Origin of the sequence: Staphylococcus schleiferi, assembly GCF_025558325.1 — a bacterium.
GTDB classification, from domain to species: domain Bacteria; phylum Bacillota; class Bacilli; order Staphylococcales; family Staphylococcaceae; genus Staphylococcus; species Staphylococcus schleiferi.
In genome coordinates, this window is record NZ_CP094712.1 from 1,967,409 (window position 1) to 1,993,522 (window position 26,114).

The 26,114-nt window shown below is 36.2% G+C and carries 26 protein-coding genes and 2 pseudogenes; 2 read left to right on the top strand and 26 right to left on the bottom strand.

The genetic code is table 11. From position 1 onward, the window contains the following. Nucleotides 1-14: 14 nt before the first annotated feature. Nucleotides 15-839 (bottom strand): sulfite exporter TauE/SafE family protein, encoded by an 825-nt coding sequence (locus MUA40_RS09180; protein ID WP_016424589.1) that lies wholly within the window; start codon nucleotides 837-839, stop codon nucleotides 15-17. A 15-nt stretch (nucleotides 840-854) separates the two neighbouring features. Further along, nucleotides 855-1,703, bottom strand: a complete 849-nt coding sequence (locus MUA40_RS09185; protein ID WP_016424588.1) for a DUF72 domain-containing protein — start codon at nucleotides 1,701-1,703, stop codon at nucleotides 855-857. A 180-nt stretch (nucleotides 1,704-1,883) separates the two neighbouring features. On the opposite strand from MUA40_RS09185, the gene MUA40_RS09190 reads away from it, so the two are divergent. Beyond that, nucleotides 1,884-2,579 carry an alpha/beta hydrolase gene (locus tag MUA40_RS09190; protein WP_016424587.1) on the top strand — a complete coding sequence of 232 codons (696 nt, stop codon included), beginning with the start codon at nucleotides 1,884-1,886 and terminating at the stop codon, nucleotides 2,577-2,579. 84 nt (nucleotides 2,580-2,663) lie between these two features. After that, nucleotides 2,664-2,867, top strand: coding sequence for a helix-turn-helix domain-containing protein (locus MUA40_RS09195; protein ID WP_228446187.1), 204 nt, complete (start codon nucleotides 2,664-2,666; stop codon nucleotides 2,865-2,867). A gap of 236 nt (nucleotides 2,868-3,103) precedes the next feature. Here MUA40_RS09195 and MUA40_RS09200 read toward each other — a convergent pair. From MUA40_RS09200 to MUA40_RS09315, 24 genes and pseudogenes are all read right to left on the bottom strand, one after another. Then, nucleotides 3,104-3,330: pseudogene (locus MUA40_RS09200) on the bottom strand (nitronate monooxygenase); the annotation flags it as partial. Between the two features lie 50 nt (nucleotides 3,331-3,380). Next, a complete protein-coding gene (locus tag MUA40_RS09205; protein ID WP_262569445.1) occupies nucleotides 3,381-4,379 on the bottom strand; it encodes a hemolysin family protein in 999 nt (332 codons plus the stop codon). A gap of 424 nt (nucleotides 4,380-4,803) precedes the next feature. Then, a complete protein-coding gene (locus MUA40_RS09210; RefSeq protein ID WP_126496212.1) occupies nucleotides 4,804-5,490 on the bottom strand; it encodes a CPBP family intramembrane glutamic endopeptidase in 687 nt (228 codons plus the stop codon). A 320-nt stretch (nucleotides 5,491-5,810) separates the two neighbouring features. Further along, entirely contained in the window at nucleotides 5,811-6,194 is a 384-nt protein-coding gene (locus tag MUA40_RS09215) for a hypothetical protein (protein ID WP_262570109.1), read from the bottom strand. Further along, a pseudogene (locus MUA40_RS09220) lies at nucleotides 6,192-6,392 on the bottom strand (helix-turn-helix domain-containing protein); the annotation flags it as partial. The pseudogene MUA40_RS09220 and the gene MUA40_RS09215, both read right to left, overlap by 3 nt. A 482-nt stretch (nucleotides 6,393-6,874) precedes the next feature. Beyond that, on the bottom strand, nucleotides 6,875-7,432 hold the full coding sequence (locus MUA40_RS09225; protein WP_262569446.1) for a PBECR4 domain-containing protein: 558 nt from the start codon (nucleotides 7,430-7,432) through the stop codon (nucleotides 6,875-6,877). Between the two features lie 633 nt (nucleotides 7,433-8,065). Then, complete coding sequence (locus tag MUA40_RS09230) at nucleotides 8,066-9,523, bottom strand: SH3 domain-containing protein (protein WP_155976414.1); 1,458 nt, start codon at nucleotides 9,521-9,523, stop codon at nucleotides 8,066-8,068. Nucleotide 9,524: 1 nt separating this feature from the next. Next, entirely contained in the window at nucleotides 9,525-9,923 is a 399-nt protein-coding gene (locus MUA40_RS09235; protein ID WP_262569447.1) for a phage holin, read from the bottom strand. A gap of 138 nt (nucleotides 9,924-10,061) precedes the next feature. Then, a complete protein-coding gene (locus MUA40_RS09240; protein ID WP_262570111.1) occupies nucleotides 10,062-10,361 on the bottom strand; it encodes a DUF2951 domain-containing protein in 300 nt (99 codons plus the stop codon). A gap of 8 nt (nucleotides 10,362-10,369) precedes the next feature. After that, nucleotides 10,370-10,645 (bottom strand): hypothetical protein, encoded by a 276-nt coding sequence (locus tag MUA40_RS09245; protein ID WP_126496168.1) that lies wholly within the window; start codon nucleotides 10,643-10,645, stop codon nucleotides 10,370-10,372. Nucleotides 10,646-10,691: 46 nt separating this feature from the next. After that, nucleotides 10,692-10,841, bottom strand: a complete 150-nt coding sequence (locus MUA40_RS09250) for a hypothetical protein (protein ID WP_182364549.1) — start codon at nucleotides 10,839-10,841, stop codon at nucleotides 10,692-10,694. Then, nucleotides 10,828-14,619 (bottom strand): phage tail spike protein, encoded by a 3,792-nt coding sequence (locus tag MUA40_RS09255; RefSeq protein WP_262569450.1) that lies wholly within the window; start codon nucleotides 14,617-14,619, stop codon nucleotides 10,828-10,830. Before MUA40_RS09255 ends, MUA40_RS09250 begins: the two co-directional genes overlap by 14 nt. Before the next feature lies 1 nt (nucleotide 14,620). Continuing rightward, a complete protein-coding gene (locus MUA40_RS09260; RefSeq protein WP_262569452.1) occupies nucleotides 14,621-16,111 on the bottom strand; it encodes a phage tail family protein in 1,491 nt (496 codons plus the stop codon). Then, a complete protein-coding gene (locus MUA40_RS09265) occupies nucleotides 16,111-20,964 on the bottom strand; it encodes a phage tail tape measure protein (protein WP_262569453.1) in 4,854 nt (1,617 codons plus the stop codon). Before MUA40_RS09265 ends, MUA40_RS09260 begins: the two co-directional genes overlap by 1 nt. Nucleotides 20,965-20,979: 15 nt before the next feature. Continuing rightward, nucleotides 20,980-21,123 carry a phage tail assembly chaperone GT gene (gpGT, locus tag MUA40_RS09270; protein ID WP_164905402.1) on the bottom strand — a complete coding sequence of 48 codons (144 nt, stop codon included), beginning with the start codon at nucleotides 21,121-21,123 and terminating at the stop codon, nucleotides 20,980-20,982. Nucleotides 21,124-21,164: 41 nt separating this feature from the next. Further along, nucleotides 21,165-21,611, bottom strand: a complete 447-nt coding sequence (gene gpG / locus MUA40_RS09275) for a phage tail assembly chaperone G (protein ID WP_262569454.1) — start codon at nucleotides 21,609-21,611, stop codon at nucleotides 21,165-21,167. A 65-nt stretch (nucleotides 21,612-21,676) separates the two neighbouring features. Further along, the gene (locus MUA40_RS09280; RefSeq protein ID WP_262569455.1) at nucleotides 21,677-22,618 is read right to left on the bottom strand and encodes a major tail protein; all 942 of its coding nucleotides are present in this window, start codon (nucleotides 22,616-22,618) and stop codon (nucleotides 21,677-21,679) included. Nucleotides 22,619-22,629: 11 nt separating this feature from the next. Then, on the bottom strand, nucleotides 22,630-22,992 hold the full coding sequence (locus MUA40_RS09285; RefSeq protein ID WP_182364543.1) for a DUF806 family protein: 363 nt from the start codon (nucleotides 22,990-22,992) through the stop codon (nucleotides 22,630-22,632). Continuing rightward, nucleotides 22,989-23,366 (bottom strand): HK97-gp10 family putative phage morphogenesis protein, encoded by a 378-nt coding sequence (locus tag MUA40_RS09290; RefSeq protein WP_165544994.1) that lies wholly within the window; start codon nucleotides 23,364-23,366, stop codon nucleotides 22,989-22,991. The genes MUA40_RS09285 and MUA40_RS09290 overlap by 4 nt, the downstream gene beginning before the upstream one ends. Next, nucleotides 23,366-23,698 carry a phage head completion protein gene (locus MUA40_RS09295; RefSeq protein ID WP_126496173.1) on the bottom strand — a complete coding sequence of 111 codons (333 nt, stop codon included), beginning with the start codon at nucleotides 23,696-23,698 and terminating at the stop codon, nucleotides 23,366-23,368. Before MUA40_RS09295 ends, MUA40_RS09290 begins: the two co-directional genes overlap by 1 nt. Next, nucleotides 23,670-23,969: a head-tail connector protein gene (locus MUA40_RS09300; RefSeq protein ID WP_126496174.1), complete on the bottom strand. Its 300-nt coding sequence runs from the start codon at nucleotides 23,967-23,969 to the stop codon at nucleotides 23,670-23,672. The genes MUA40_RS09295 and MUA40_RS09300 overlap by 29 nt, the downstream gene beginning before the upstream one ends. Nucleotides 23,970-23,978: 9 nt before the next feature. Next, nucleotides 23,979-24,137 carry a hypothetical protein gene (locus tag MUA40_RS09305; protein ID WP_165544995.1) on the bottom strand — a complete coding sequence of 53 codons (159 nt, stop codon included), beginning with the start codon at nucleotides 24,135-24,137 and terminating at the stop codon, nucleotides 23,979-23,981. A gap of 12 nt (nucleotides 24,138-24,149) precedes the next feature. After that, entirely contained in the window at nucleotides 24,150-25,394 is a 1,245-nt protein-coding gene (locus MUA40_RS09310) for a phage major capsid protein (protein ID WP_262569456.1), read from the bottom strand. Nucleotides 25,395-25,463: 69 nt separating this feature from the next. Further along, nucleotides 25,464-26,063 (bottom strand): HK97 family phage prohead protease, encoded by a 600-nt coding sequence (locus MUA40_RS09315; protein ID WP_262570113.1) that lies wholly within the window; start codon nucleotides 26,061-26,063, stop codon nucleotides 25,464-25,466. Nucleotides 26,064-26,114 lie beyond the last annotated feature (51 nt).

A 26,114-nucleotide genomic window follows, 5' to 3' on the forward strand; every position in this document is an offset into this window, starting at 1 on the left:
AATATCGCCTCACTTTAATTAAAGAATGAACGTATAATTAAATATACGCCTAATGCTAACATGACAAGTCGTAGAATCAATACGACTGTGTCAGACTTGACGGTTTTATTTAATTTTACACCTATCTGTGCACCAATCCAACTGGAAATGATTAGGATAATACTGTACCCCCATAAGACATGACCAAGAACGATATGACCTACTGAACCTGTTAAACTCGAGAAAAATATCATCATCATACTCGTACCCACAGCCACGTGAGGTGGGAATCTAAAGACGAGCAACATGAGCGGTGTCATCAATGCACCCCCACCAATGCCAAATAACCCTGCCGTTAAACCAATGACGAATGAAGCGATAATAGCGATGGAAGGGACGACACCATAGCGATAGTGTTCTCCATGCGCATCAGTAAAAGATTTCATATAACGTTCTTGTTGAAACGCTTTGATTGGTGGAATGCGATGACGTATCATCAACATTACTGCTACTACAATTAAAAAGATCCCAAAATATAAATTGAATGAATGGATTGTTAAATATTGGCTTAAATACGCACCGATTAACGCACCAGGAATAATACCAATTAAAAATAAAAAGCCATTTTTGATATCAACTTGTTTTTGTTTCAAATAACCAATCGTTGAAGAAAGACCGGTCGCAATAAGAATAATTGAGGATGTCCCAATTGCAGTTTGAGGCGTAATCCCATCTAAAACATTCATGGTGACACCAAAGTAAATGAGCGTAGGGACAATAATAATACCGCCACCGATTCCAACGAGTGAACCGATAATAGCGGAGAGAAAACCCACTAATATAAGAATAACTATACTCAAAATTGTAACCTCCCTTTAAAATAATTTAAGTTGTTGCGGTGCAAGTCCTTCGTAGTCTATTCCTAATAATTTCTGGAAGTATTTTGCATTATTTGCAGCGTGTCCACCTGAATTATTATTAAAAACAACATAGACTTGCTCTGCTTTATGATCTAATAACTTGATTTTGTCAGCTAATTGTTGAAGTTCCACTTCAGAATAATCATAAAGATAGCGTACATCACGCCATTCTTGATCAGACATATCTTTTTTAGTCCACCCGTATTGATTTCGCCCATGAAATCGAACTAATCCCGTTTGATGCGTAATTCGATTCACAAAAGGAATACTGCCCTCACCCACTTGAGGTTCATCACACACCGAATGGATGAGTTGATGTCCTGTTAAAAAGGCAAGCGTATGCTCTTTCATGTCGCCTTTAAACCAAGACTGATGTCGAAATTCTATACATACAGGAAATTGCTTCAACTGCTCGCGTACAAAACGAATGTATTGAATGTTCTTTGTAGAGCAATCAAACCACGGTGGAAATTGGACTAACACCATCGCTAGTTTTTGTGCTTCAACAAGCGGTTCAATCATTAATCGAAAATCGTTGAACAATTGCGCAATCGAATCCGCAAAATCATGATAATCAGCATGAAGCGTTAATGCTTGATGGATTTTCACAACAAACTTAAACCGTTCAGGTGTCTCTCTAATCCATTTTAAAATATTATGTTCAGGCTGAATTGCATAATATGAAGCATCTAATTCAACAACTGGAAAGTGACTTGCATATGTTTTTAATTTATCTGATTTTCTTTGTAAATCTTCGTACAAGGTGTCATGATCGCCCCACCCTGTTAGACCAATTTCTATCATTTTAATCACCGTATTTATTTTATCATATCAACATTGGGACTTGCCTTTTAATCACTTGAACAATATCATCTTCTTATCAAACTGAGTTATTAACGTGCATCACAACTATCTTTACGGTTGACTAATATGAAAGCAGGGTATAAGTGAAGAAAATAATCTCACAATAAAGGAGCTTCAATCATGGTTGAACAAATCAAATATGGCACACATGAAGATCAACACTACGATGTCTACGAAAACCAACAGGCTCAATTCAATGCATGGATTGTGCTGATTCACGGGGGATATTGGCGCCAAAAATATAGCAAATCAATGATGGATCCTTATATCGATTTTTTTATTGATGCAGGCTATTCAGTTGTCAATATCGAATACCGTCGTGGCTCAGAACACCCTTGGCCTGGTCCAACTGAAGATGTTGCACAAGCTGTCTCACATTTTAAAGATTCAAACTACGCACCCACACAAGTCATTGGTATAGGCCATTCTGTTGGCGGACAACTTGCGCTCCTTCAAGCTGATTTATTCAATCAAATCGTCGCACTTGCCCCTGTCACCGATTTACTTTACACATTGCATCAACATTTAGGTCAAGATGCTGTAGCTGAATATTTTAATACTTCTGCCACACATACGCTACGAGAAGCCTCACCGCTCACTCAAACACCGATTGATGTGGAAACATTAATCATTCACGGATTTAATGATACTTTTGTGCATATAGACACGACATTATCTTATGTACAAGAAAATTATAAAAATGGGCATTATATAACACTTTATGCATTGCCTTATTTAGATCATCTAGACTGTATTAATCCAACAGCGACGCATCAAAATATGTTGTTAGAATGGCTCTCTCATCGTGCCTCATAGATAAAGAAACAACCCATTACAAGTTGAACTTTGATGTGCACCCCAAAAGTTAGACCTAAAATCTAACATTTAGGGTGTTTTATTTTGGCTAAATATGATTTGGAATTCAAGATGAAAGTAGTTAATGATTATATTAATGGATTAGGCGGCTATAGTGCCATTGGAAAACGCCATGGTATTAATAGATCTATAGTAAGAAAATGGTATCATGCATACATTGCATTCGGCATTGAAGGACTTGAAAGAAAAAAAGGAAGGACGTCCATCTATGAAGAAGAAAAAGATTAATAAGCTTAATAATAATTATGTAATAAATCTTGAATATGAAAACGAACTTTTACGAGCTGAACTTGCCTATATAAAAAAGTTGAAAGCTTCAGGGATAAGTATACCGAGCCGACTGCTAAAATCGAATCAAGAGTTATTGAAGAACTCTGAAAAGAATTCAGATTAAAAGTTATCCTTGAAGCTTTGAAATTTCCAAAGGCTACATATGTGTACTGACAGAAGCAATTTGAAAAAGTTTCAGGAACAAATAGATTAACTGCGAATGGTTTTGACGTCAGCGCTTTAACTTGTTTAATAGAAGTGGCTAAATCATCAGGTGACAAATAACCTGCCCCTATCGTCCCCAATCCCCATTTCGAGACACTTCTGCTACAAGTTCTGGTGTTGTTGAACCTGCCATTCCTGCTGGTATGATTGGATATTTTATACGAAGTCGCAGTGTCAATTCGGTTTGATACCACATCAAAATCTCCCCTTTGTCTTTGAGAACAATGATGACACTCGTTAATCGGATTAACGAACTTGATTCAATTTATCGTTTTCTTCACGATCCATTTCGTCTTCAATTTCCATACCTAACATTTCTTCAATCAAATCTTCATGCGTGACAATTGCATCTGTGCCTCCGTATTCATCTAACACAATCGCCATATGTTTTCTTGTAATGGTCATTTTTCTGAGTACCCATTCTGCACGATTATGCTCATAAACAAAAAGTGATTCTGAACAGAAATCTAAAACTGACTTTTCAGGCGTTTTACTCCATGCAAGTAAATACTTTGAATGAAATACACCAACAACATGATCGATGTCGCCTTCATAAACCGGATAGCGCGTATAAGGATGATTAGTGACAATGTCATACACTTCATCATAATCATTTTCCACAGATAACGAGGTCACATTCACGCGCGGCGTATTGTTAATATCGTTCACTTTCAAACGGTCAAAGTTCATGACACCTTGGATACGATTACGCTCCATCTCATTAAAGGCGCCTTCAGTCCCCGCAATAGAAACCATTGTACGCACTTCTTCTTTAGACATACCTTGGTTCTCTTGACCGCGAGACAATAAGCGATTAATCCCATCTGTTATCGCATTTAAAACAACGGTAATTGGCTTTAATATAATGACAAAAAAGCGAATAATAGGAAAGACAAGTCGAGCAATCGGATCTGGAAATGTGGCAGCTATTGATTTTGGAATCACTTCCGCAAAAACAATAATCACTACAGTTAAAATCGCCGAAGCAATCCCGACGTTTAACCCTAAATCAACCGCCAATATCGTCACCAACGTCGGTAATAAAATATTTGCGATATTATTACCAATCAATATGGTCGTAATAAACGCACTCGGTTTATCTAAAAGCTTTAATAAGTTTGCGGACTTTTTATTATTTTGGTCTGCTTCAGATTTGAGTTTGACCCTGTTTGCTGCAGTGAGTGCAGTTTCACTTCCTGAAAAGAAACAAGATACAAAAATTAATAAAATGATCGCAATGATCATTAATCGGTTCCCCCTCTAATTTTCAGTAAAAGTCAACAAGCCTCTAGCCCAGTTATTTAAGCATTCATCGAAAACGACAAAAAACTCGGCCTACAGTGTTTTCTAGTTGAACTTTCTACCTTTAAAATCATCTTAAAATCGAAAAAATTTTAAATCATAAATCATATTAACTTTATTGTCTATGATGCGCATTTAAATTGCAAGTTAACTACTGACAAAAAAGATTACTAAGTTTATACCCATAATAGTTAGGCATATGCAATCGCATCTCGTAACATTTCAAAGCAGCATGTTAACGCTCCTCAGTAACACTTAAAAAGAACAATTAAAACAATGAGTTTTAAATTCATAGTATGTATTGTAGACTTTGATTATGATACTTGATGAATTGTTCCATACGAGTGGAACAATACTTTGATACTTGTTAAATTGAATTTAAAATATGCGACACTGTATTAATAAGCATGTGCAATGCAATCACAGCGAGAAGGTTTCGATTTGATGTTAAATATACATAAGTAAGTGTAATACCTCCTAAAATAAAAGGTAAGAATGTCCAAATAGATTGAAAATGTAAAAAGTGTGAAACACCAAATAATAAGATAGACACACAAGACATTGTTAGGTAGCCCCATTTCTTCCCTAATTCGCCGATAAGTAAATGACGAAAGAGTATTTCTTCGACAATTGGCGTCAGTCCACCTATTGTTAATAAGCTCAATATAAAAATATAATTTTGAGTGTCCAATATTGCAAGTGGGGCTACTTTTTGATAAATCAAAATAAAAGCACTCCAAATGATGTAAACAAAAATGATTTTCTTAATATAAAAATGTAATTCCATCCACCTGTGTTGAAAATGTTTGAAAATTGAATCTCTTTTTAAAAAAATGAAGAGTAGGATAATAATCAGCTGTGCTGTAAACATAATAATATTGAATAACAGTGCTTGCATTTCAGGGGTTAAATGATAATTCATCACCGTAGATAACATATTTGGCAAGTATTGCTCAGCTAATAAGGGAGAAAAGAATTGAAGCAAAAGAAAAAGTGGAAATAATATAAAATCTTGATATCTTATTTTCTGTCGTCTTATTGTAAGATTTGACATAAATACCTCCTATTATACAAATTTTTACAAGCATAACATTTAGCCCAATATTATACAATATATAAAATGATAACTATTAAAAAAGGATAGTCTCTAATGCGAGACTATCCTTTAATCATTAAATGCCTATTTTAACGAAGAGTAACTCTATCCAATAGAGCCTTCCATTTCGATTAAGAGTGCGTTTTTTTAATACTTTCTAAAATCAAAACGTTGATTTAATGCGATTTTCAAGGAGTGGGATTTTTTGTATTTTTCTGTTTCCAACTAAAATGGTATCAAAATTGGTATCACCCCACCTAATGCAGGTGGGGTTTTTATTATTTAATCACGCTAATCGCTTCCGCTGCTTCTTTAAATGTGCTATAACCTTTCAGAACTAATTTGATATACTCTCTCGCATCTTCTTCATTTTCGAAAAAGACGCTTTCGATATAATTCTCGCCCGACTGATCTACTTCGAGCCATTTATCTTCTAGCAATTCAACATTATCTTGAGTAACCTTTTCGCCAAACGGAATTTCTTCGGTTCTAAATATTCCCACTTCGTAATACGTGTTGCCGTCATGTTCCACTTCATTCAACAAAACGTATTCGACATTGTAACGACCGTTATTATCGTTCTCAATTTCTGTGAAGAATTGACCTAAGCTATCAACTAATTCTACATCGTTTTCGTTGTCTAATTTGATAATTTTATCCATTACTTCCAACCCCTTTTGATAATTATAAAGCTTTTCAACAGTTTCTAATGTTAAATTTTTAATTTTTCTTTTACCATTTCTAAGCTCGCTTATCGCTCCGTAAGACACGCCTGTATCTTTTTGTATCCTATAATTTGATACTTTTTTAGAATCTATAAGCCTAGTGATAGTGTCTACTACTTCTGTAAAGTTATTCATAATAATACGAGTGAAACGTTATTTATTTTAAAACAACAATATAAAGTTAATTATCGATAAAATTAATACAGCTATCATGATATAAAAAGTTAATGTACTTTTTGTTTCTCTTTTCATTTTAGCCACCTCCGTTTATAATGAGGTAAAGGGCTTTCGCCCTTACCTTACATGAGCGCTTTGAGAAGTGTAATTATTTGGATTATTAAGCTTGCTACGGCTAACCAAAATTTTTGCTCTTCTCGGCGTTCTTTTTTCATTCTTTCAGAACGTTTCACTCTTGTTCCTCCTTTCTATAATACAATTATATCACATATGAGATATAAAACAACCCTTTTCGCTTATTTTTTTAATTTTTCGCATAAAAAAATACCACACCGGTTAGGGCGTGGTAGATAAATAGGCAACCGTCAGTAACAGTCAACCTCAAGTACACTCCGCAGATGTGTACCGCTATTTTTACTTTATTATAGCATAAAAAATAATTAATAGTCTTCCCACCACATATTTGTGATTCTTGTTCTTTTAGTCCTTTGATAAATACTTGAATCATTTATTTGATACATTGTAGCAGGAACATAATATCTACCTCTACTATCTAATTTCAGACCAATCATCATATTAATATTGTTGTACTTATCGATAAATAACACAGATAGATTCTGAGGATTTTTACTGCTTTCTTTAGGTATAACACATAAACTAATTTCTTGGTTAATAAAACATTTATGTAAAAAATTATAGTTTAGTAATCTATTTCGAATCTCTCCAAAGTTATGATGCGCTTTTATTTCACTTATTGTTAGATTTCCCTCCAAAATTAATTGAAGTGTTTTTGTTGCATTAACCTTCTTATTTTGTATCTTGTGAAACCCTAACAAATGATGTATATCTCTCTTGTTAAATCTAATTTCTAATTGTTCAAGCTTAAAATAAGAAGTTTTTACTATTAGCTTTCGTTTAGTAAAGACTTCTATATAATCGTTAAGAAGCATTTGCAAATTAATATCATTAATTTTTTCAACTTTATAATAATCCCTCATTATACAAATGCTCCCCATAAATTTAATAAAAAAGCCCTACATCATTGTAGGGCAAATATGTATTGAGTGAAGGGCAAAAAGGGTATCAATTGCCGGGATAAGTGTTAAGTTACTTAGGCCACTTAACGGGCTATATAGTTCACTCCTACTATATACTATTAAACGATAAGCATGTACATGGAAGAAAGAACGACAAAGAGAGTTGACTTTCTTCATAAACAACTATAATATTTTTCCTTCTTATACGCAACAGTTATGACTAATTTTTTTCGCATTTTGTTAAATTTAGTTGGTTTTCGCTAACTTTAGTTAGATACAAAAAACCACCCTTAACTAGTATGGCTGGCGGTAAATAAAGCCGGATTGGTTACCGGTAATTTATATGTATTATAGCATAAAAAAAGAGGGCAGTCGCAATGACCGCCCTCTTATAATTAAAAGAGTTATTGAATAATCTGCTTGTCCAGAGTTAAAAGGTATTCACATAATGTGATAGAGTTTCTCCCAAGAACACTCCCTGCTTATACTGTAACATATTAATGTTAAGTTACACAACTATCTTAAAACAAAAAAGAGGGCAGGCAATACGACTACCCTCAATTATTACTATTGGAAAAATTATTATAACACACTCTATTTAATTGTTCCCCATAAATCGCCTAAACCTTGGTTCGGTGGGGCTACACCATTCCATTTGCGTATGGGTAAGTAGTAACGTTGACCCTGCCAGTCATAACCAACCCAAACATGACCGTCTTGTAACATCACTTCGTCATACTCACACCAGCCACCAGGCTGGAACATATAGCCTACTGGACAAGTGGTAAACGGTCCAACAGTTCTAACTTTAATCGGTTCATTACCACAAACAAAAGTGGCGCTTTCTTTCATATAGTAAGTACCGTATTTATTTACTCGCCATGCACCTGCAATTGGTTTTACTGTGTTACTGCTAGCACTCGTTTTGTTTGATACAGTGGCTACTGGTACTTTACCGTCCATGTAAGCGCGTATTTGCTTAATAAAGTAATCTTTCAATTTTAATTGCATTGACTCTGGCGCGATACCTTTTGTTGTTGGATCATAACCTGTGTGTAATAACATGCTACGGTGTGGACAAGCTGTATTGTAAAACTCAACATGCAAACGTACTGTATTACGGTTGGCAGGCAATCCCCATTTTTTTAGCATTCGTGCCGATTCTTGGAAAGCTGATTGCTCGTTTGCCAAAAATTGTTTATCGGTTGCACCAACAGATTGACATATCTCGATACCATAATAGTCGTGGTTACCTGCACGATTAGCTACATGCCACGTCACCTTGCCCTCTGGTATAGCTTGATACACCGTGTTACCGCTGATGTATGCGTGTGCGACGCCTCTTTCTAAACGGTTGTAATCGGCATTAACTAATCCGTTGTGATACGCCTCTGCTGTTGCCCCTGCACTACCTGCGTCATTGTGTAGAACGATACCGCGTGGTTTATAACCGCGTTTATCCATGTTGTAACCTTTTATCTCATCACGGATGTAAGTCAATTTTTTAGGTTGCTTTTGCGGTTGCTTAACGGCTTTTTCTTTTGAATTAGTAACGGATTGCGCTGTTTTTTGAACGCCTTCTGGTCTAAAATTAGGTCGGATAAACCACATCGGAAAGTCGTACGCATGCTTACGACGCGTTACTTTCTCCCAACCCCAACCAGGATAGTCTATATTGTCAGTCCATCCACCGCCTAACCAGTTTTGTTCGAGTACAATAATGTAATCTAGTGTCGCCTCAATGACCCACGCAACGTGACCATAGCCACCGCCATAATTCGAACCAAAAACCACCATGTCGCCGGGTTCTGCTAAAAATTCAGGCGTGTTTGAATAAATTTTCGCCTCTGTTTTAAAGTGGTTTTTGTTGATGGAGTTAAATGGTATATCTTTTGCACCTTGTCCCATTAGCATATGGTTAAAAAGCTTTTTCCACCCGGTGTTCGCATAATCGAAGCATTGAAAGCCAAAAACCCCATCTTCGTTGAACTGTTTGCCTTCAGTCGAATTTAAAAAAGATAGGAATTCTTTTTTAGAAAGATTAGCAACCATGTTATAACCCTCTTTCTCTTTCGTTTGCCTCATACTGGTTAACATCAAAGACAACGTCTGTGCTGTCGTCTGTAAAAGGTTGTGATGTATCGTAAAATTTCGGGGTTTTACTATTGCTATCTTCTTCAAAAGAGACTGGGTGTGTATCTTGGTCACGCGGCTTGCTCAATTGCATGTCTATGCCAGCGTCAGACACGCCTTTTGTGTTTGGATTGGTAATAACACCCAAATAGGCTAAAAGTGTTAGAATCGTGCCTACAATGCCACTGGCTGTTTGTAGTTGACCGGAAATGTCTACGCCGAAAATTTCAGAAACTTGTTTAGCTAATAAAAAAAGCAACCCTATCAAAGCAGATAGAGTTGCTCCATTTTTAAGTCGGTTTGTCCAATTGATTTTCATATTGTTATCTCCTTTTTTAGCAAAATAAAAAGCCGACTACGCTAATAGTCGACTTAATCCGCTTTAGTTATCGTTTACATCTGCCGAACCAAAAACAACTCCAAAAACTGTACGCAAATTTCATAACAATCACCTCCTTTAAATGCCAAAAAATGTACGTAGAATAGCAATAATGATCGTACTTGCAATCGTGCCTATAACACCCAGCATCCACATTTTCAAATCTTTAATGTTTTTGGCGTTTTCTTTCTTATTCTGCTCATCTTTCAATCTATCGCGTTTTAATTCTTCAAAAGTTCTATCAAGCTTATCGTAAACTTTTTCTTGCGTTCGAAGACTATGTTCAATGTTATCTAGTTTTTTAAACATATCTTTATCATTTTCTTCCAAGCGCAAAATGCGCCATTCATGCTCCCGTCGTTTGATAAAACCAAACATCATGCCACCTACTCTTTTTTAGCTGTATATGGTTCGCCTTTTTCATCAAAACTGTTACGTGTAATGTCTTGCTTTACATAGTACGTTTTAGTACCGTTGTTAAAGATTGTTGCAAGCATGTTTTGCATACTACATACTTTTTTAACCTGTTCCTCATCTTTAAATTTGTATGCGCTATTTGGTGACGCACCACGTACAAAACTGTTTGAATAGTTTTGCATTAAACAACTTTCTTCTCCTCTTTCATTAACCTCAACTAAATAAAATTCTGTAATTTGTTCCATGATAATTCCTCCTAATTTTTTTATTTATAATAAAAACGCCTAACGTTTATTCGTCAGACGTTTTACTATCGTTATTTTGTTCTTGAATAATTGCTTTTAACATTGCGTTTTCTTGTGAAAGCCTTGCTACTTCCTGCGTCAAATTATTGATCACGAGATGAGGGTCTGCTTGCAACCCTTGATTATTTTGATTCATTTTGTTTTTCCTCCAATACTTTAATTCTGTTTTTTAACTCTTTAATGACTGGCAACAAATGTATCCACAGTCTATCGTATTCGATACCTTCAATTTCTCCATCAGAACCATACACAACATGTTCGATTAAACCTGCCTCTGCTAAGTCCTCAGCAATTAAACCAACGTGTCGTGATATTTTGTATTTATCTTCGTCTAATTTTTCTCCCTCGACAATTTCTTTAGCATAATTTTCCACTTCATGTTTATCAAACCATGATTTTACATCTAAGTCTAAAATGTGTTGAGAGTGTTCCAATTGTCTTTTACTGTCATCAAACTGTTTTTCAATTAGTGCTTTATATTTCATAGCCGACGTTGAACGACCTAAAGTCCCTTCACCTGTAATGTGTAAATTTGGTGACCCCGAATAGGTTCTATTATAGATAAATTTTGATGCTATACGATTCCCTGCGTTATCACGTCCGACGAGAAAGCCGTCATCACTTATAATCCTTACATATTTATTTCCATCTCTTTTAGATATAGTGTTAAAACTACCATATCCAGCCTCGATTGTAGTATCGCCGCCGGTTGAATAATTACCGTCTACAACTTGAACTGTCTTTCCGTTTTGAGATTTACTGAATCGTAGGCCTGCACCGTAATTATAGTTTGTGTCTGACCCATACATGATGTAACCATCTGTATTTGATGAGTGATCTGCATTTGATACAGTAAATGCAAATCTATTGTTACCCGGCCGTGTCTCTTTGTGTGGGTGAATATATACTGCAGCTGTTTTGCTTTCGACGTTTGATGACGCATAAGCATCTAAAACAATTCTGTTATTATCACTCGATAATGCAACCACACCACCGTAACTGTTAATAGTAATTCCGTTAGCATCGGATTCAGAATATGTTGTATCCCACCATTGAATTGTACCCGAGGAACCTAGTCCTTCTCCCTCGCCGTCTATATATGTGGATATTCCAAATTCGGACATATATAGTGACCGGTCAAGAGCATTGTTTCTGAATCGTAAGTGACCATCCTTTAATCGTGTGAAAATATTATGCCTTGTTGAACGTCCCCTCCAAGTTCTTCTAAAACCGCCACCTAACTCTATTTGGTCATTCCTAATATCTACATAAGCCTGTCCTGAACCACCACGTATACCTACATTTCGAGTATTAATATCAACTTTTTCAGGCGTCGCGTTAATAGACGATACAACAGCGTCTTTGTCCACTTTGTTATCCATGTTGGACACAAGTAAGTTGAATTCTCTACTTGTATTTAAGTTAATCTTATCACCATTAAGCTGAATGCCTTGTGGACCCACATTCAACGATTGCGCTGTACCATTATCATCAAATCGGATTGTTGCACCTGTGGTTACATTTTGAACAATCTCAGACATGATGTTGGACAACGTCTTATTTGTAGCGTCAAATTCTTCTTTGGTAGTTCTTAATTTAATCTCTTTACCGTTTTGAAGTATTTGTGACCCATAGCGTGTTACTGTTTTTCTAAAATTATCGAAACTTTCTTTTACTTTATCATCTGTATAAGCGTTAGCTTTTCTTTCTGCATTTCTAGCTTTTAATTCAGCATTTTGTTTAGCCTCTTCAAGTTTGGCTTGCGCATCTTGTATAGCTCGTTGTTCTTCTTCAGAAATTTTGCCGTCAGCATAGGCTTGTAACTCTGTTTTATTGAGGTTATCTTGAGCATCAACATAAGAACGCAAAGCTTCTTGCGCTTCTCGATTTGCTTGTTCAATACTTGCTTTAATTTCAGGGTTATTTGCTATATCACTTAATTGATTATCTGTATACTGGCGTTGTTCCTCTAAACCACTATGATATTCATTCAATGTGACTTTATCACTAATTTGACCGGCTAGTGTCTTTCGTTCTGCGTCTGCCGATTCCATACGTTCGATTAATCCTTTTTGATTGCTTTGATAATCAATTGACTTTACGTAATCTCTAAGTTGTTCTTTCGTATCTTCACGTGCTGCAATTACTGCTTTTTCAACTACATTAGGTTCACCGACAAGTTGATTTTTGTCATTTACTTGTAAACCGAATGCATCGGCTATTTCTTGCAAAGCGTCTCTAAATTTTTTTTCAGTATATTGCGACTGTAACAATTTAAATCGTTCATCAATCGCTATCTTTGCACGTTCAACCACATTGTATAATCTCTGCATAGCCGTTCGATAATTTAAGAATAACGTTTGTGTATCGATTAATTTACCTATAGTAGCAGTTTTATCTGTCATACTTTCAAGATTGCTTTTAATGTTGTTATATATTGATACAGTAGCGTCAAGTTTGGCATTTAATTCATTTTTCAAATCAAAGTCCACTAAATACTCACTATTAATAACCTCATGCATTTCATTAAGCAATTTACTATGTTGAATGGATAAATTAACGAATGTGTTATTTAACTCGCTATATAGTGCTTTTTCACGTGTTATCGCACCTATATCTTCGGCCTTTTCTGCCGTTGCATTAACCCATTGTCCCTCCCAATAACGTCGTAATACTGCCACATCAGGATTACGTGTATCTAACCACAACATATCGTTTACGGGATTTTCAGGCGGTTCAGAACCTTTAAATATCTTACGTTCAAAGTATTCGAGTTTACCTTCAACTACATCAGCGACAATAGTATTTACATTTGTAAAATTATCGTTTAATTTTTGTGCGATGGCTTCCATTTTTTTTGTAAATTCTACACGTAGATCAGCTTCTTTATATTCAACATAATTCCCAAACGAATAGACACTTACATTTGTCAAAGGATTATATGTTTCAGATATAACTTCCCCCTCAACATATAGTGCAGGAGTAAATTCTCTATCTTTCACACGCACCTTGTCCCCTAAGCGGATAATTTCGTGCGGATAAGCTTTTTTAATATCTAAAGACGTCACTTCATAACTTACTGCTGCACTCTTTACTTTATTGAGTTGAGTATTACCTAAAGTGCGTAAGCGTCGTTCAGTCATATTCTCGTCTTCAGATTCAGGTTCGTATATATCCCAAATGTAACGTGTAGGTAATCCAAATTGTTTTTGAGCTTCATCATCTTTTACGATTAATTTAATACGTTCACCATTTTCTTTTTCAGGGCCTAAACAAACTAATGCTGTGCGCACTTCAGATACATCTACTGTACGTTTCAATCCTAGTAAATCTTTGCCCCGCACAATTTCTTTCCCTTTAAATAAAGGTTTTGGTTCTTTCAAACTTACGTATCGTGATTTAACTTTACGACTATCCAAATCAATGTGGAAATCTATAACCATTTTGTATGTGGTCGTCAGTTGTTTAAGGACATCAAATCTTGATTGATAGCTTGTCCATGACGTTGTACGTGTACCGTTATATTCAGTATCACCGCTTACTTTCCAACCCGTATCTTTTAATACATCACTAAGTGCTTGAGTAGTTGTATACTTTTCAAACTTTTGAGGAGGGTATGGTACGGCTGTTGCGATGTCTTCTAAGTATGATGCATTACATTCGATTAATGAATACTTACTTGTGCTGTCTTGCTCTATACGATTAATAATAAATTCGCGCGGTTCATTGCGGCTATCTAAGAAAATCACTCTGTTACGTTCTTTAAACTTAACCGCCCTGCTTGCTAAAATCGTAATGTCTAGTATTTCAGTATAATCTTTAATGTTGCGCTCATGTTTAACATCAATAAGTGATTTATCATTTTTGCTAATGAAATCTATAATATTACCTTCAAAGTCCAATACATGTAACATATTAATACCACCTATCTTGCCATTTTATTGTCGTATCAAACGTATCAGGCGGTTGAATAATCAATTCTGTATGACCCGAATTAACATTAAAATAATCACTACCAAATGTTTTTTCGTGTATGAATGGTTCGCCGTTAACCATGACTAAGTTGCTGCTCATATCTACCACAACGTCATCACCACTTTTTATGATCATATCATTTTCTCCAGCTGGCTTTTCTAATAATTCACGAATGTAACTACCTAATAAATACACTGGCATAAAGTTATTCGTTCCATTTTTGGCAGAATAAATAGAAACTGCACTTATTGGACGATTATAGAAATCGCCTTTATCAGTAAATGTAACTTCATGTGTATCAAACGCAATCTTACGTAACGGATAAGGTATTTCTCTATACTTCCAAGTCTTAATCGTGAACTCCTTGCCAATACGTGTTAAGCGCATGTATACAACAAATTCGTCCATACCGTAAATCGTTGGATTGTTTTTATAGTCATAAATCTTTTTAGGTTCACCACTTTGATTGTACAAGCAAATGATAATACGCCCAATTGCTTGATTGGCATTAGGATTAGTATATCCAATCGACGCAATTACACGACCATCAGTATCATATAAATACTGCGCTGTTCGGTTTGCACCCTTACGTTTTTGATTCACTGCAATTTTAAATGTAGCACTGAAATTGTTGATTTGCTTACTAAAACTACGCTTATACATTCCACCTTGCCAACCGCTACCGTTAATACTTTCTGTGTTTAAATAAACGCTTTCTTTACTTGTGGACTGACTAAAAGTACCCCCAACAGCACCGCCAGTGTATTTATCGTTGATATTATTAGAAGATTGTTTATTCCAACCTTTTAAACTCCTTAACTCGTCACCCAAGATTAAAGGAGAATAATCTTTAACCTTTTTATCTACGTCATCATCACCAATCATAAAGTAATCTTCATCTTTTTTAGTGATCATAAAATAATTGGAATTTTTTAACGCCCTTGCTTCAACTAATATCGGTGTATCTGCAGTACCAGCATTAACCACACTGACTGCATCACTAATTGCGGTATTTTTACTACCTTTAGTCGAATACTTGTAAGGGTCAGTTAAAACGACTTTTAAGTTAACTATATTGATTTGATTTTCAGTTTTACTGAACAACTCGATTGGTCCTTCAAAATATGCGTTCCAGTACCATTGTTTTGATTTAAATTGAAGTTTAACTTGTTTATCGTAGTTAAAGAATTTAACTAACTCATTTAGAATATCGTCGTGTGATTTAATCCCACTATGTGATAAATAGTCGTTGTGTATGATCAGTGGTAATTCAAATTCGTATTGTTTCAACTCTCGCCCTTGATAAACTGAACCACTTCTACCGGGTACTTCTTCAATTTTCACCTCAAAATTAAAAGAGGGTATTTTAAACCCTCTTTGAACAAAAAGCCACGGAAGCGTTTTATCATTTACTATTACTGTATCGTTCATTAAGCAAATACACCTCCTGTATTAAATCTTTGTTTACGTGATACATCGCGCTCACGTTTATCTACGGTTCTATTTATAAACTCACCCAAACCAAAATTATCAATCACTGGTTCGTAATCCTTATTTGCGATTTCTTCATTAGAACCAACAAGTTTGATTAATAAGCCAATCATTGTGTCTAACTTTTTCTCTAACTTACTGTTGTCATTATTGCTCAACGTTGCATTACTAAAGTTTTTAGGGCGCTTATTCTTACTAATATCTTTACTAGCTAACGCTAACAATTTTGCAGCGTCACTCGCTCGTGATGGATCAGTTGGGATAATCCATTCAGGATAACCCTCTTCTCCAAGATGATACAAGCCGTTGTACACTTTGCCACCTGTTGCATAGGCATAGTCTGCTGCACGTTTAAACGCACCGTTAAAACCATAAATACCACCGTATTTTTTTGCGATATTACGCATAGATGATAAGGCTTGGTGTAACGGATTGTTAAAGTTTGTATATCCTGGCTTAGCATAGTAATCGAAAGTCGGTTTAATCATTTGGAATAAACCTCTTGATGGTGTACCTCGTTGCGCATTGATGTCCCAATTATTTACAGCGTTAGGTTGGTAATTTGATTCACGTTTTACAAGACGCATCATTTGTTGATGTACCCAGTCTGATTTATATCGACCACCTAATATACGTTGAGCTTGACTGATTACTCGACTTGCGTATGCTGCGCCCGAGCCACTTGGATAATTACCACTTTTACCACCACCAACAGATAAACGACCATTCTTTTTCGCTCTTCTCAAATATGGTTCAGGGTCAAAATGTCTACCATTCCGTCTCATTTCAAAATGTAAATGTGGGCCTGTACTAAAACCAGTATTACCTGTTAACCCTACTACGTCACCTGGTTTAACTGTTGAGCCGGAAGGTGGTGACTTACTAAAGTTTTTAAGGTGGGCAAACAACATATCTATTGCACCGCTCGTTATTTTTACATAGTTACCATAACCGCCCGCCATAAATGGCATACGCGTCAAACGTCCGCCCATAGGGGTGCGAACTGTTTGATAGATGAATGGAAAGTCGACACCTTCATGAAACGGTCTACCAGTTGCAGCAGTATATGCTGCCGTATGACCATAATGGTAATTAATTTTATCAGGGTCTAAAATACCACCAACCAATTCTCCTCCGAGAGAATCAAAGCCACCCTTCATCCACTCAATTGCACCTTTTTTGATTTTTTCAAATGCCGCTCGTGTAATTTGACCGACAATCCCCATGCCTTTCGTTATAGAGTCAAAATTTATTCCTAAATTTGATAAAAGTTTATTAAATAGCTTAGCAGGGTTATCGATATAATCCATTACATCACCGATTTTATCAGTGAGCCATTCACCAGCACCTTTAACTTTATTCCCAACCCAAGATTTAGCGTTATTAAACCATGTACCTACGCTTAAACGTGGCATCATCTGTTGTCGCATGCTACCACTAATAACGCGTGAGCCTTTAGGGAGCCATGTCGTTGTATCTTTTGCAGGAGTTAAAGCTGTGCGTCCGTTAGGGTACTGTATTAACTCACGACGTCCATCTAGACCTTTACCATTACCCGGTCCTTTGTCCCCCACAACAGCCATAGTACCTTGTTTTAATCGTCCATCAGATGTAGTACGTATATGTCTGTTTATGCGTTGTGTCCCTGTAGATAATTTAGGTATTTTAGGTAAGCTTAATTTAGAACCTACCCAGTTAAGACCTTTAATCAAGCCGTTTAAACCTTCCTTAATGGCATCAACCATTCCAGTAATGTGGTTTTTAATTTTGTCTATGATATTACGCAAACCATCCTTCATGTTTGTGAACGTTTGTCGTACCGAACCCCATAATTTTGAAGCGATTCCAGTTACGGAATTTTTAATTGAATCCCAAACATTCGTCATCCAACTTTTTACTTTGTTAAAGATATATCGAGTTCCATTCCAAAGCTTTTGCCATGTCCCTTTAACTCTCGACCATAAGTTAGATGCTATACGCGTGACGTTTTTTCTTATCGAATCCCAAATACTACTTAACCATGATTTCACTCTGTTAAATATACTTCTTGTGCCACTATATAAAGTATCCCAAGTGCTTTTGATACGAGACCAAAGGGATTTTACGATAGAAACAACTACGTTTTTAATACTTGTCCAAATAGACTTTATAAACTTACGTAAAGCAGTAAAAATACCTTGCGAAAATGACAATATACGTTTGAATATGGAGCTAATAATAGACCATATAAACTCCAACACAGTTTCTATAACGCCTTTGACGCCATTAAAGGATTTGCTGATAATACCTTTAAAGAAACCGCCAAATATTTTAACGACTTTGAGTATTTTACCCATAAACCATAATTGAATAAGGTTCCAAATTAATACAACTGCGCCTTTAAATATCTGTTTGACACCTTCCCAAACCTTGCCCCATTGTCCTGTAAATACACCGCTAAATACTTTGACAATGCCTAGTATGACATCTAAAGCACCCTTAATAATACTTTTAATATTATCCCACGTATCTACAATCAACACTTTAATAAGTGGCCATGTAAATTTCATGATTTGCCATATCACTTTCATGGCAATCTTAATGGTTGGAACAATTACGCCGTTAAAAATAGATTTTATTAAGTCGCCAAACTCTTTTAGATTAGGTCCTATTTGGTTTCGAGCTTCAATAAAAAAGCCTTTAAAAAACTCTCCTATGTTTTTGAACGCTTGGATAATGTCTTTACCATTATCTTTCCAAAAGCGAGTGAGCTTGTTACCTATCTCTTGAGCAAAACGCCAAATCGCACCAAAAGCATCTATAAAAGCTTGTCTAATTTGAAGTAATGTTAATGCGACTTTTTTAGCGCTTGCTTTAGGCATTATTTTAGAGAGTAAGTCAACAGTTGGTAGTGTATTACCAGATAGTAAACTTTTTAATGAATTAAATACCGATTGTGCAACGCCCCAAAGTTTTTTGAAACCATTTACAACTGGATTAATTACTTTATTTACGATATTTCTAAAAGTTTCTGATTTTTTATAGGCTATCACAAATGCTGTACCGATTGCTGCTACTGCTGCAATAGCTAATCCAATTGGTCCTAACATAAATTTAAATGCAGTACCAACCAAAGTTAAACCTTTAGCTGCTAATGGTGCTTTTGTACCTAAAAACCCCATTAAACCGCCTGCTATTTTGATGTTTATCATTAAAGGTCCTAATGTAGCCATAATACTACCAATTGATGCTGTAAAAGCACCCACCGTAAGTATTAATGGACCTAAAGCTGCAGCAAAAACACCTATACCCACAACAGCTGTCTTTGCCCAACCTGGCATGCTTGTAAATTTATCTGCTAAAGATGCAAGTAAATCTGCCGCTCTACGTATATGGGGTGCTAAAACATCGCCTATGCTTATAGCCATTGATTCAATAGCTGATTTCATTCGACGAATAGAACCACCGATACCGCCTTCCATCTCTTTAGACATGCGTTCGGATGCACCAGTTGAATTATCAATAGACTTAGTTAATTTTTTGTAGTCCTCATCTGATGCATTGATGACAGCAAGCGCACCACTCATTGCCTCTTTACCAAAAATGGTAGCAGCAGCACTTGCTTGTTGGTCTTTTGATAGTCCTTTAAACTTGCCACGTAATTGATCCATAACATCACGCATTGGTAGCATCTTACCGTTACTGTCTGTAATAGATATACCTAAATTTTCCATCTCGTTTTTCATTGCTTTCGTAGGTTTTGCAAGGTTGGTAAACATAGTACGTAATGCTGTACCTGCTTTTTCACCTTTAATCCCTGCATTACTCATCAAACCAATAGCTATTGATGTATCTTCCACAGTGTATCCTAATGCCCCTGCTACTGGTGCAGCATATTTGAAGGCTTCACCCATACCACGAACGTCTGTATTTGCTTTAGAACTTGTTTGTGCTAACACATCGGCAAAGTGACCACTATCTTTAGCTTTTAATCCGAATGCTGTTAACGAGTCAGTAACGATATCTGACACCGCTCCCAAATCTTCGCCAGATGCAGCTGCTAATTGCATGACGCCATCGATACCGTTAAGCATATCTTTGGTATCCCACCCGGCTAAGGCCATGTAATTCAAAGCTTCTGCTGATTGACTGGCACTAAACTTAGTTTTTGCACCCATTTCAAGCGCTTTATCGCGAAGTTGTTGGAATTCTCCGCTCGTTGCACCTGATGTGGCTTTAACTTTACGCATAGAGTCGTCAAAGTCTATACTTTTTTTAGCGGCTAAACCAAAACCTGCTACTACTGGTGCAGTAACGTGTAGAGTCATTGATTTACCCACAGCTTGCATCTTTTTACCGATGTCTTGTAGTTTAGGTCCCCACTGACTAAATTTAGAACCTATTTTACCCATTGTTGTGTTTAAAGCACGTTGTTGCGTTTCTAAACGTTTCATCTCAGCTGTTGCTTCATTTAATTCGCGTTCGTATTTATTTAATTCGGCATATGCTTGGTTATACTCAGCGGCTGCCGCTTGTGTTTTTGCACTATTTTCTCCAGTTTCTTTTGATAACTGATCGTAATTGTTTTTTAACTCTCTAACTTTTTGAGCTTGTACTTGTTGGCGTTTGGTTAAACCGTCAACTCTTACCTTAGATTTTTCTAAAGAGTTGTCATAACGGCTAAATTTTGATAAGTTGGCGCTCAATTCTTTAGAAACAAGCCTCATTTGTCGATTTAAACCTGCAATACCTTTATTAAAGCCACTACCGTCTAAATCAACACGTATAACCATATTGCCCGCAGGTGTTGTCATAGCGTAACCTCCTTTCTAGCCAAAGATTTCTGCAAAACTTTTGGCTTTTTTCTTTGTTTCTACTTCAGACGCGACAATATTTAAAAAGAAGTGAATAGGCATGTTTGCGACTTTATCGGGGTCCATGCCTTCTTCAATCAACTTTTTTGCTAGTTTCATGTAATTTTTATATTGTCCTTCTGGTGTAAGGTCTTCGGGGTCTATTTCGTTTTCTCTGTCACGAACTTTTTTGTTTCGTCCACATCTCCTGCGATGAGTGTTCCTAGAACTTCAGAAAGGGTTTCAAAACCTTTTTCTCCACTCTCTAAACCTTTTTGTAATTCTTCTGATGTAAATTGATTCCCAAACATTTCTGCAATAAAAGTCGTAATTTCTTCAATCGCATCAAACATTTCAAGCGTTCTCTTCTCTTGTTCTTGCAACTTGTCGTTGTATTCTTCTTTTTCTGTTTCTGATAAAACTGCGTATTCTTCTTCTGTTAATTCTTTAAAATTAGAATCTGCGTAAAGGTTTTGCATTTTTCTTGCTAGTTTAGTCCCTTGGATTGTGTCAAATAATGTAATGATAGGTTTTGCTAAGTATTTTTTCGTCTGTGGTTTACCTGCTTTTGTGTATCCTGTAATTAATTCAATTGATGGTCTTGCCATAATAGATTCCTACTTTCGTTTTTATTTTTGCGCAAAAATAAAAGAGGGGTTTGCCCCCTCTTGAATTAGATAGATTGTAACTCGTCTTGTACTTCGATACTGATTGTGTCTGATTGGTCGCCAGAAGTAGCGGTTACAACGCCATGTCCAACTTCATTTGCAGTCACTGACCCTTCAGGTGTAACTTCAATATACTCTTCACCTTCAGTAACTTTATACGTTACCGGTTGGCCTTCAGGTTCCGTTGTAGCGCTTAACTGTTCTGTTTGGCCCCGTTTAATTGTTGTTGACGATTTAGAAAGAGACACACTTGTTACCTCTTTCTCACTCGTCTTTCCCGGCATCGCTTTTTCAACCTCATCCACTTCTAATTCTCCATTAACATCTTTCATGAAATCCTCATAACTTTTACCAAAAGTTTCCATAAAGACATAATCACGTCCTTCATTCACACCTTTTTTATCAAATCCAGTAACGTGTGATGACTCATCATATAAACGATCTACGAAAGAACCTTCTACTTCATCATTTTGGAATTCAACTTTATCTTGTTTCGTTTGTCCTGATAAGTTCGGACGCGTGAATTTACCTTTGAATAATCCTACCCATTCAGATGAACCGTCATGGTTAGTACGTTCAAATACAACAGCTACATCTGGCGGAATGTCGTTCGCACCGTATTTAAAACCGTTTTTACCTTTTTTAGCGCCTGCTAAGAATGCTTTTTGTTCTGCGGGAATTGATACGAATGTTGTTTTAACAGATAACTTACCGTTAGAGACGGCAGTTGCAGCAACCATATTATCGCCGTATTCTTCTTCAACTTCTTGTGGACGGTCCACTTCGATTTCTTTTAAAAATCGTGTACGGTGTCCGCTTTTTACTTTCCATTCTTTATCCGTATCAGTTTCGATTGGCGCCCAGTAAAAGTTAGTTACACCAATAGCGATACCTGATACGCCAGTTGATTCTGCAAAATGTTGCAAGTTTAATTTTAATTTTTCCATTAATCTTCCTCCTAAATAAATAGAGAACCGTTTGCACGAATGATTTCTCTAAAAGTTAGAGTCTCAACTTCGTACAAGGGTTCTCTGTAATAAACTTTAAAATTTAATTGTTTTAATGCTTTCACAATACTTTCTGCTTGCTGCTCGGGTTCGTTTTCAGACCACCAAACATCGATTTGATAGTCGTACTCACGCGTCATTTCTTCATTGTCAGCATAATCGTTCGGATTATATGGCAATGGAGTAATTCTTACGATAGGCTGATTTGTTTTAGTGTGGAAGTTTTCAGGAACAACGTACTTAAAGACGTTATCTTCCACAGTAATACTTGGGTTACTTACGATTGCATCATAAATTTTATCGGTTACATTCATTTTAATGACCTCTTCATCGCAGTTAACATGGCACTATACACTAACTGCCTATTACTTTTTTCAGTTTTAGTAATCCACAATTGCGGTCTTTGATACATCGTTCCGAATTCTGTTGCATGTATACGGTGTGCATAACCTTTTGTATATCCAATGTCTACGTATTTTTCTCCCGAACCTCTGTCGGTTTTTACATTAGATACAGCAATATGGTCGCGTGCATGACCTCGTCTATCACTTTTGGGCGTATTTTTTACGAGTATCGGTATTAAAGCGCGCGCGCCTGCTTTCAGAATTCGACTTTGATTTGCGCTAAACTCAACCTTTTTACGTAACAAACCTTCTTCAACGGTATTTTTCTCGATTTTTGCGGGCATTATAGCACCACCTCACAGTAAACACGTAAGTAAGATTTGTCTTGGTAATCCTTTTTAACGTATTTTATCGGGTATTTTTCGCCGTCGTGAATAATATAGTGCTTATTATTCGGCTGATAATCACCACGTGGATCACGTATGATAACTGTTTTAATGAATTGAGTGCCTGTTGTTAAACTTGTTTGTGTATCGGACTCTTTAGAATCTTGAATACAAGCAAAACAACTGTACAACTCTTTTGTAATAGGTCGTTGAGGTAATCCTCTAATTGATTGGCTGACATCCTCACAAAAAGTTACGCGCTCATTTAATCTGTTCGGATTGAACCGCATAGGCGTCCCTCAATTTATGCACAACACTTAAAACCATGTGTGGTGCGTAGTTTAGGTTTCTTTCAGTGTAAGCAAGACGGTTTTCAAAATAATATGCAGTGAGTGGAAAAACCGCTGCTCTATACAACGTTTGTTTCTCGAGCCAATCTAAATCATCAGTAACCGCGTCTGCAATGTCTTGTTTTGCCCAATCGTAATACATTATCAACAAATCATCTTCGTAAGAATGGTCGATTTTACAATGTTTTTTTAACAACTCTAAATCACTCACTGCAACCACCTACTTATTATCGATACGTTCTAAAATACCATCTTGAGGTTGGCCTTTTTTATTGACCTCGTTTGCACGTTTGACTGTCATATCGACTTCATCTCCAACTTCCAAGATTTTACCGATAACTTTATCTTTATAACGTGTTAGCACTTTATATTTCGCCATGATAATCACCTCTTACATTTCTTGCAAATCTTCTTCTGATGAAGCATCGTCATATTCAATGACAATAGCTGATTTATAATCTAAAATACAGCAATCTTGACGTACAGCAACCATTAAGCACTCACCGAAGTGCATGTAGTCAGTCCATGACGCTTGGTATTGTGAACGGTCAAATAATACGATTGCATCTTTTAAGTTACCGATAATCATCGTATTCTTGCCTTTTTCACCAAGCATTTCATCAGGCAAAATTTCCACTTTAGCACCTAATAAACGTTGCTGCGTTTTTTCTTTAACATCAGGTTGGATTAAGTAGTTACCTAATTTATCTTTCATTTTGTCTAATTTGGCAAACATTGTTTGAGATACAATGGCAACATTATGTTCGTAATTAGGTTTAACATTTAAATTCACAGCGTCTTTAATATCGTCTAATGATTTTGCTTTTTTAGTTTCAAGTTTAGCGCCTTCTTTTTCAAAACCGCTATCTTTAGAACCCGTCGAACCTTTAGTAATTACATCAATAATCGCTTTATTACGTGTAGCCGCAATTGTACGTGCCATCCATAATTTTAATTCTTGCAGTACATTAACTTTCGCATCTTCGATTGCTTCACGAGAAATACGGAAGTAACCACGGTGTGTGTCGATGTCGTATGCTAATTGGAAGAATGGTTTAACCGCTAATTCAGGGTTTTCTTCTAATTCTTCTACCTTTTCAAGCGCCGCAACCTCTGATTGACGTACAACAGGGTATTTACCAGAACCATTAGTAACACGTTTAACAGTTACATATTTATCAAGGTTAAACTCTACTTCTTTCAATTTAAGAATGTCAGTTACGATTTCTTCCGGAATAACTACAAAACCTGAATCTGTTTTTAAAGAACCACCCTTAATATCTTCGCGTGTTTCAAGATAATTAGTAAAATCTCTAACTTCTTGTGAAGTTACTTTAGTATCTTGGATTGAAATACCTAAATCATTTAAGTTAGGCGCTTGACGGTATGAACGTTCTTGTTCAACCACTACAGGTTGTGGATTTGCATTTTCTGCTTCATCGACTTTATCTTTTAATTTCTTTAGCTCTGCTTCTTTCTCTTGAATTTGAGAGCGCAAGTCTGCGATTTTCTTTTCTAAAGTCTCTGCTTTCTCTAATTCATCATTGTCTAATGCACGTGTAGCATATTTGATTTTTAAGTCAATACTACGTTTTAAATCCGAAATTTCAGAATGTAAAATATCTTTTTTATTCATTTAAATTCCTCCTAAATTCTTACATAAAAAATAGACGTCGCTTTTAAGCACGTCCTATGGTTGCATTTGTTAACGGTGTCCAACTTCACCAAGCTTATTTGTAATAGAATGTTTCTTAAGTTTTAATGCTAAAGCCTTCTTACGTTCTTCATTTTCAATGTTTTCAATACTACGTAATGCCGGTTTAACATCCGTATCTTTGTATGCCGGATAGGTCACCACAGATACATCTGTAAGCTCACGTATCGCTTTTAAAGTACGTTTGTAGATGTTTTCTTGTTGGTCAAAACGCATTTCATCACCTTGCTCATCGAGCATAAAACCAAATGAACATTGATTGATGTTACCCACACGCATATTCTCGTACAAGTCACGTGCAAACGTTGTATTCGGTAACTTACAACGGTATTTCAAGCCAACATCATCAGTTTCAAGTTCCAAAGTTCCAGACTTCGTTCTACCAATAATTTGTGATGGCACGTGGTCTACTAAACAACGTACATCAGATAAATCAGTGTTTTCTAAAGCGCTACGTGATATAGTTTCTTTAAATCCACCTAAATTCTCTGACCAGGTATCAAATTTCAAAGCGTAACCCTCGATGACCATTTCATTATCATCATTCGAACGGACTTCTGTGATATTTCCGATTCTCGTTTCCTTTGCCATCTTCCTCACCTCCTCTTCAGAAGTCTTTTGCTCGAAATATTCATGAATGCG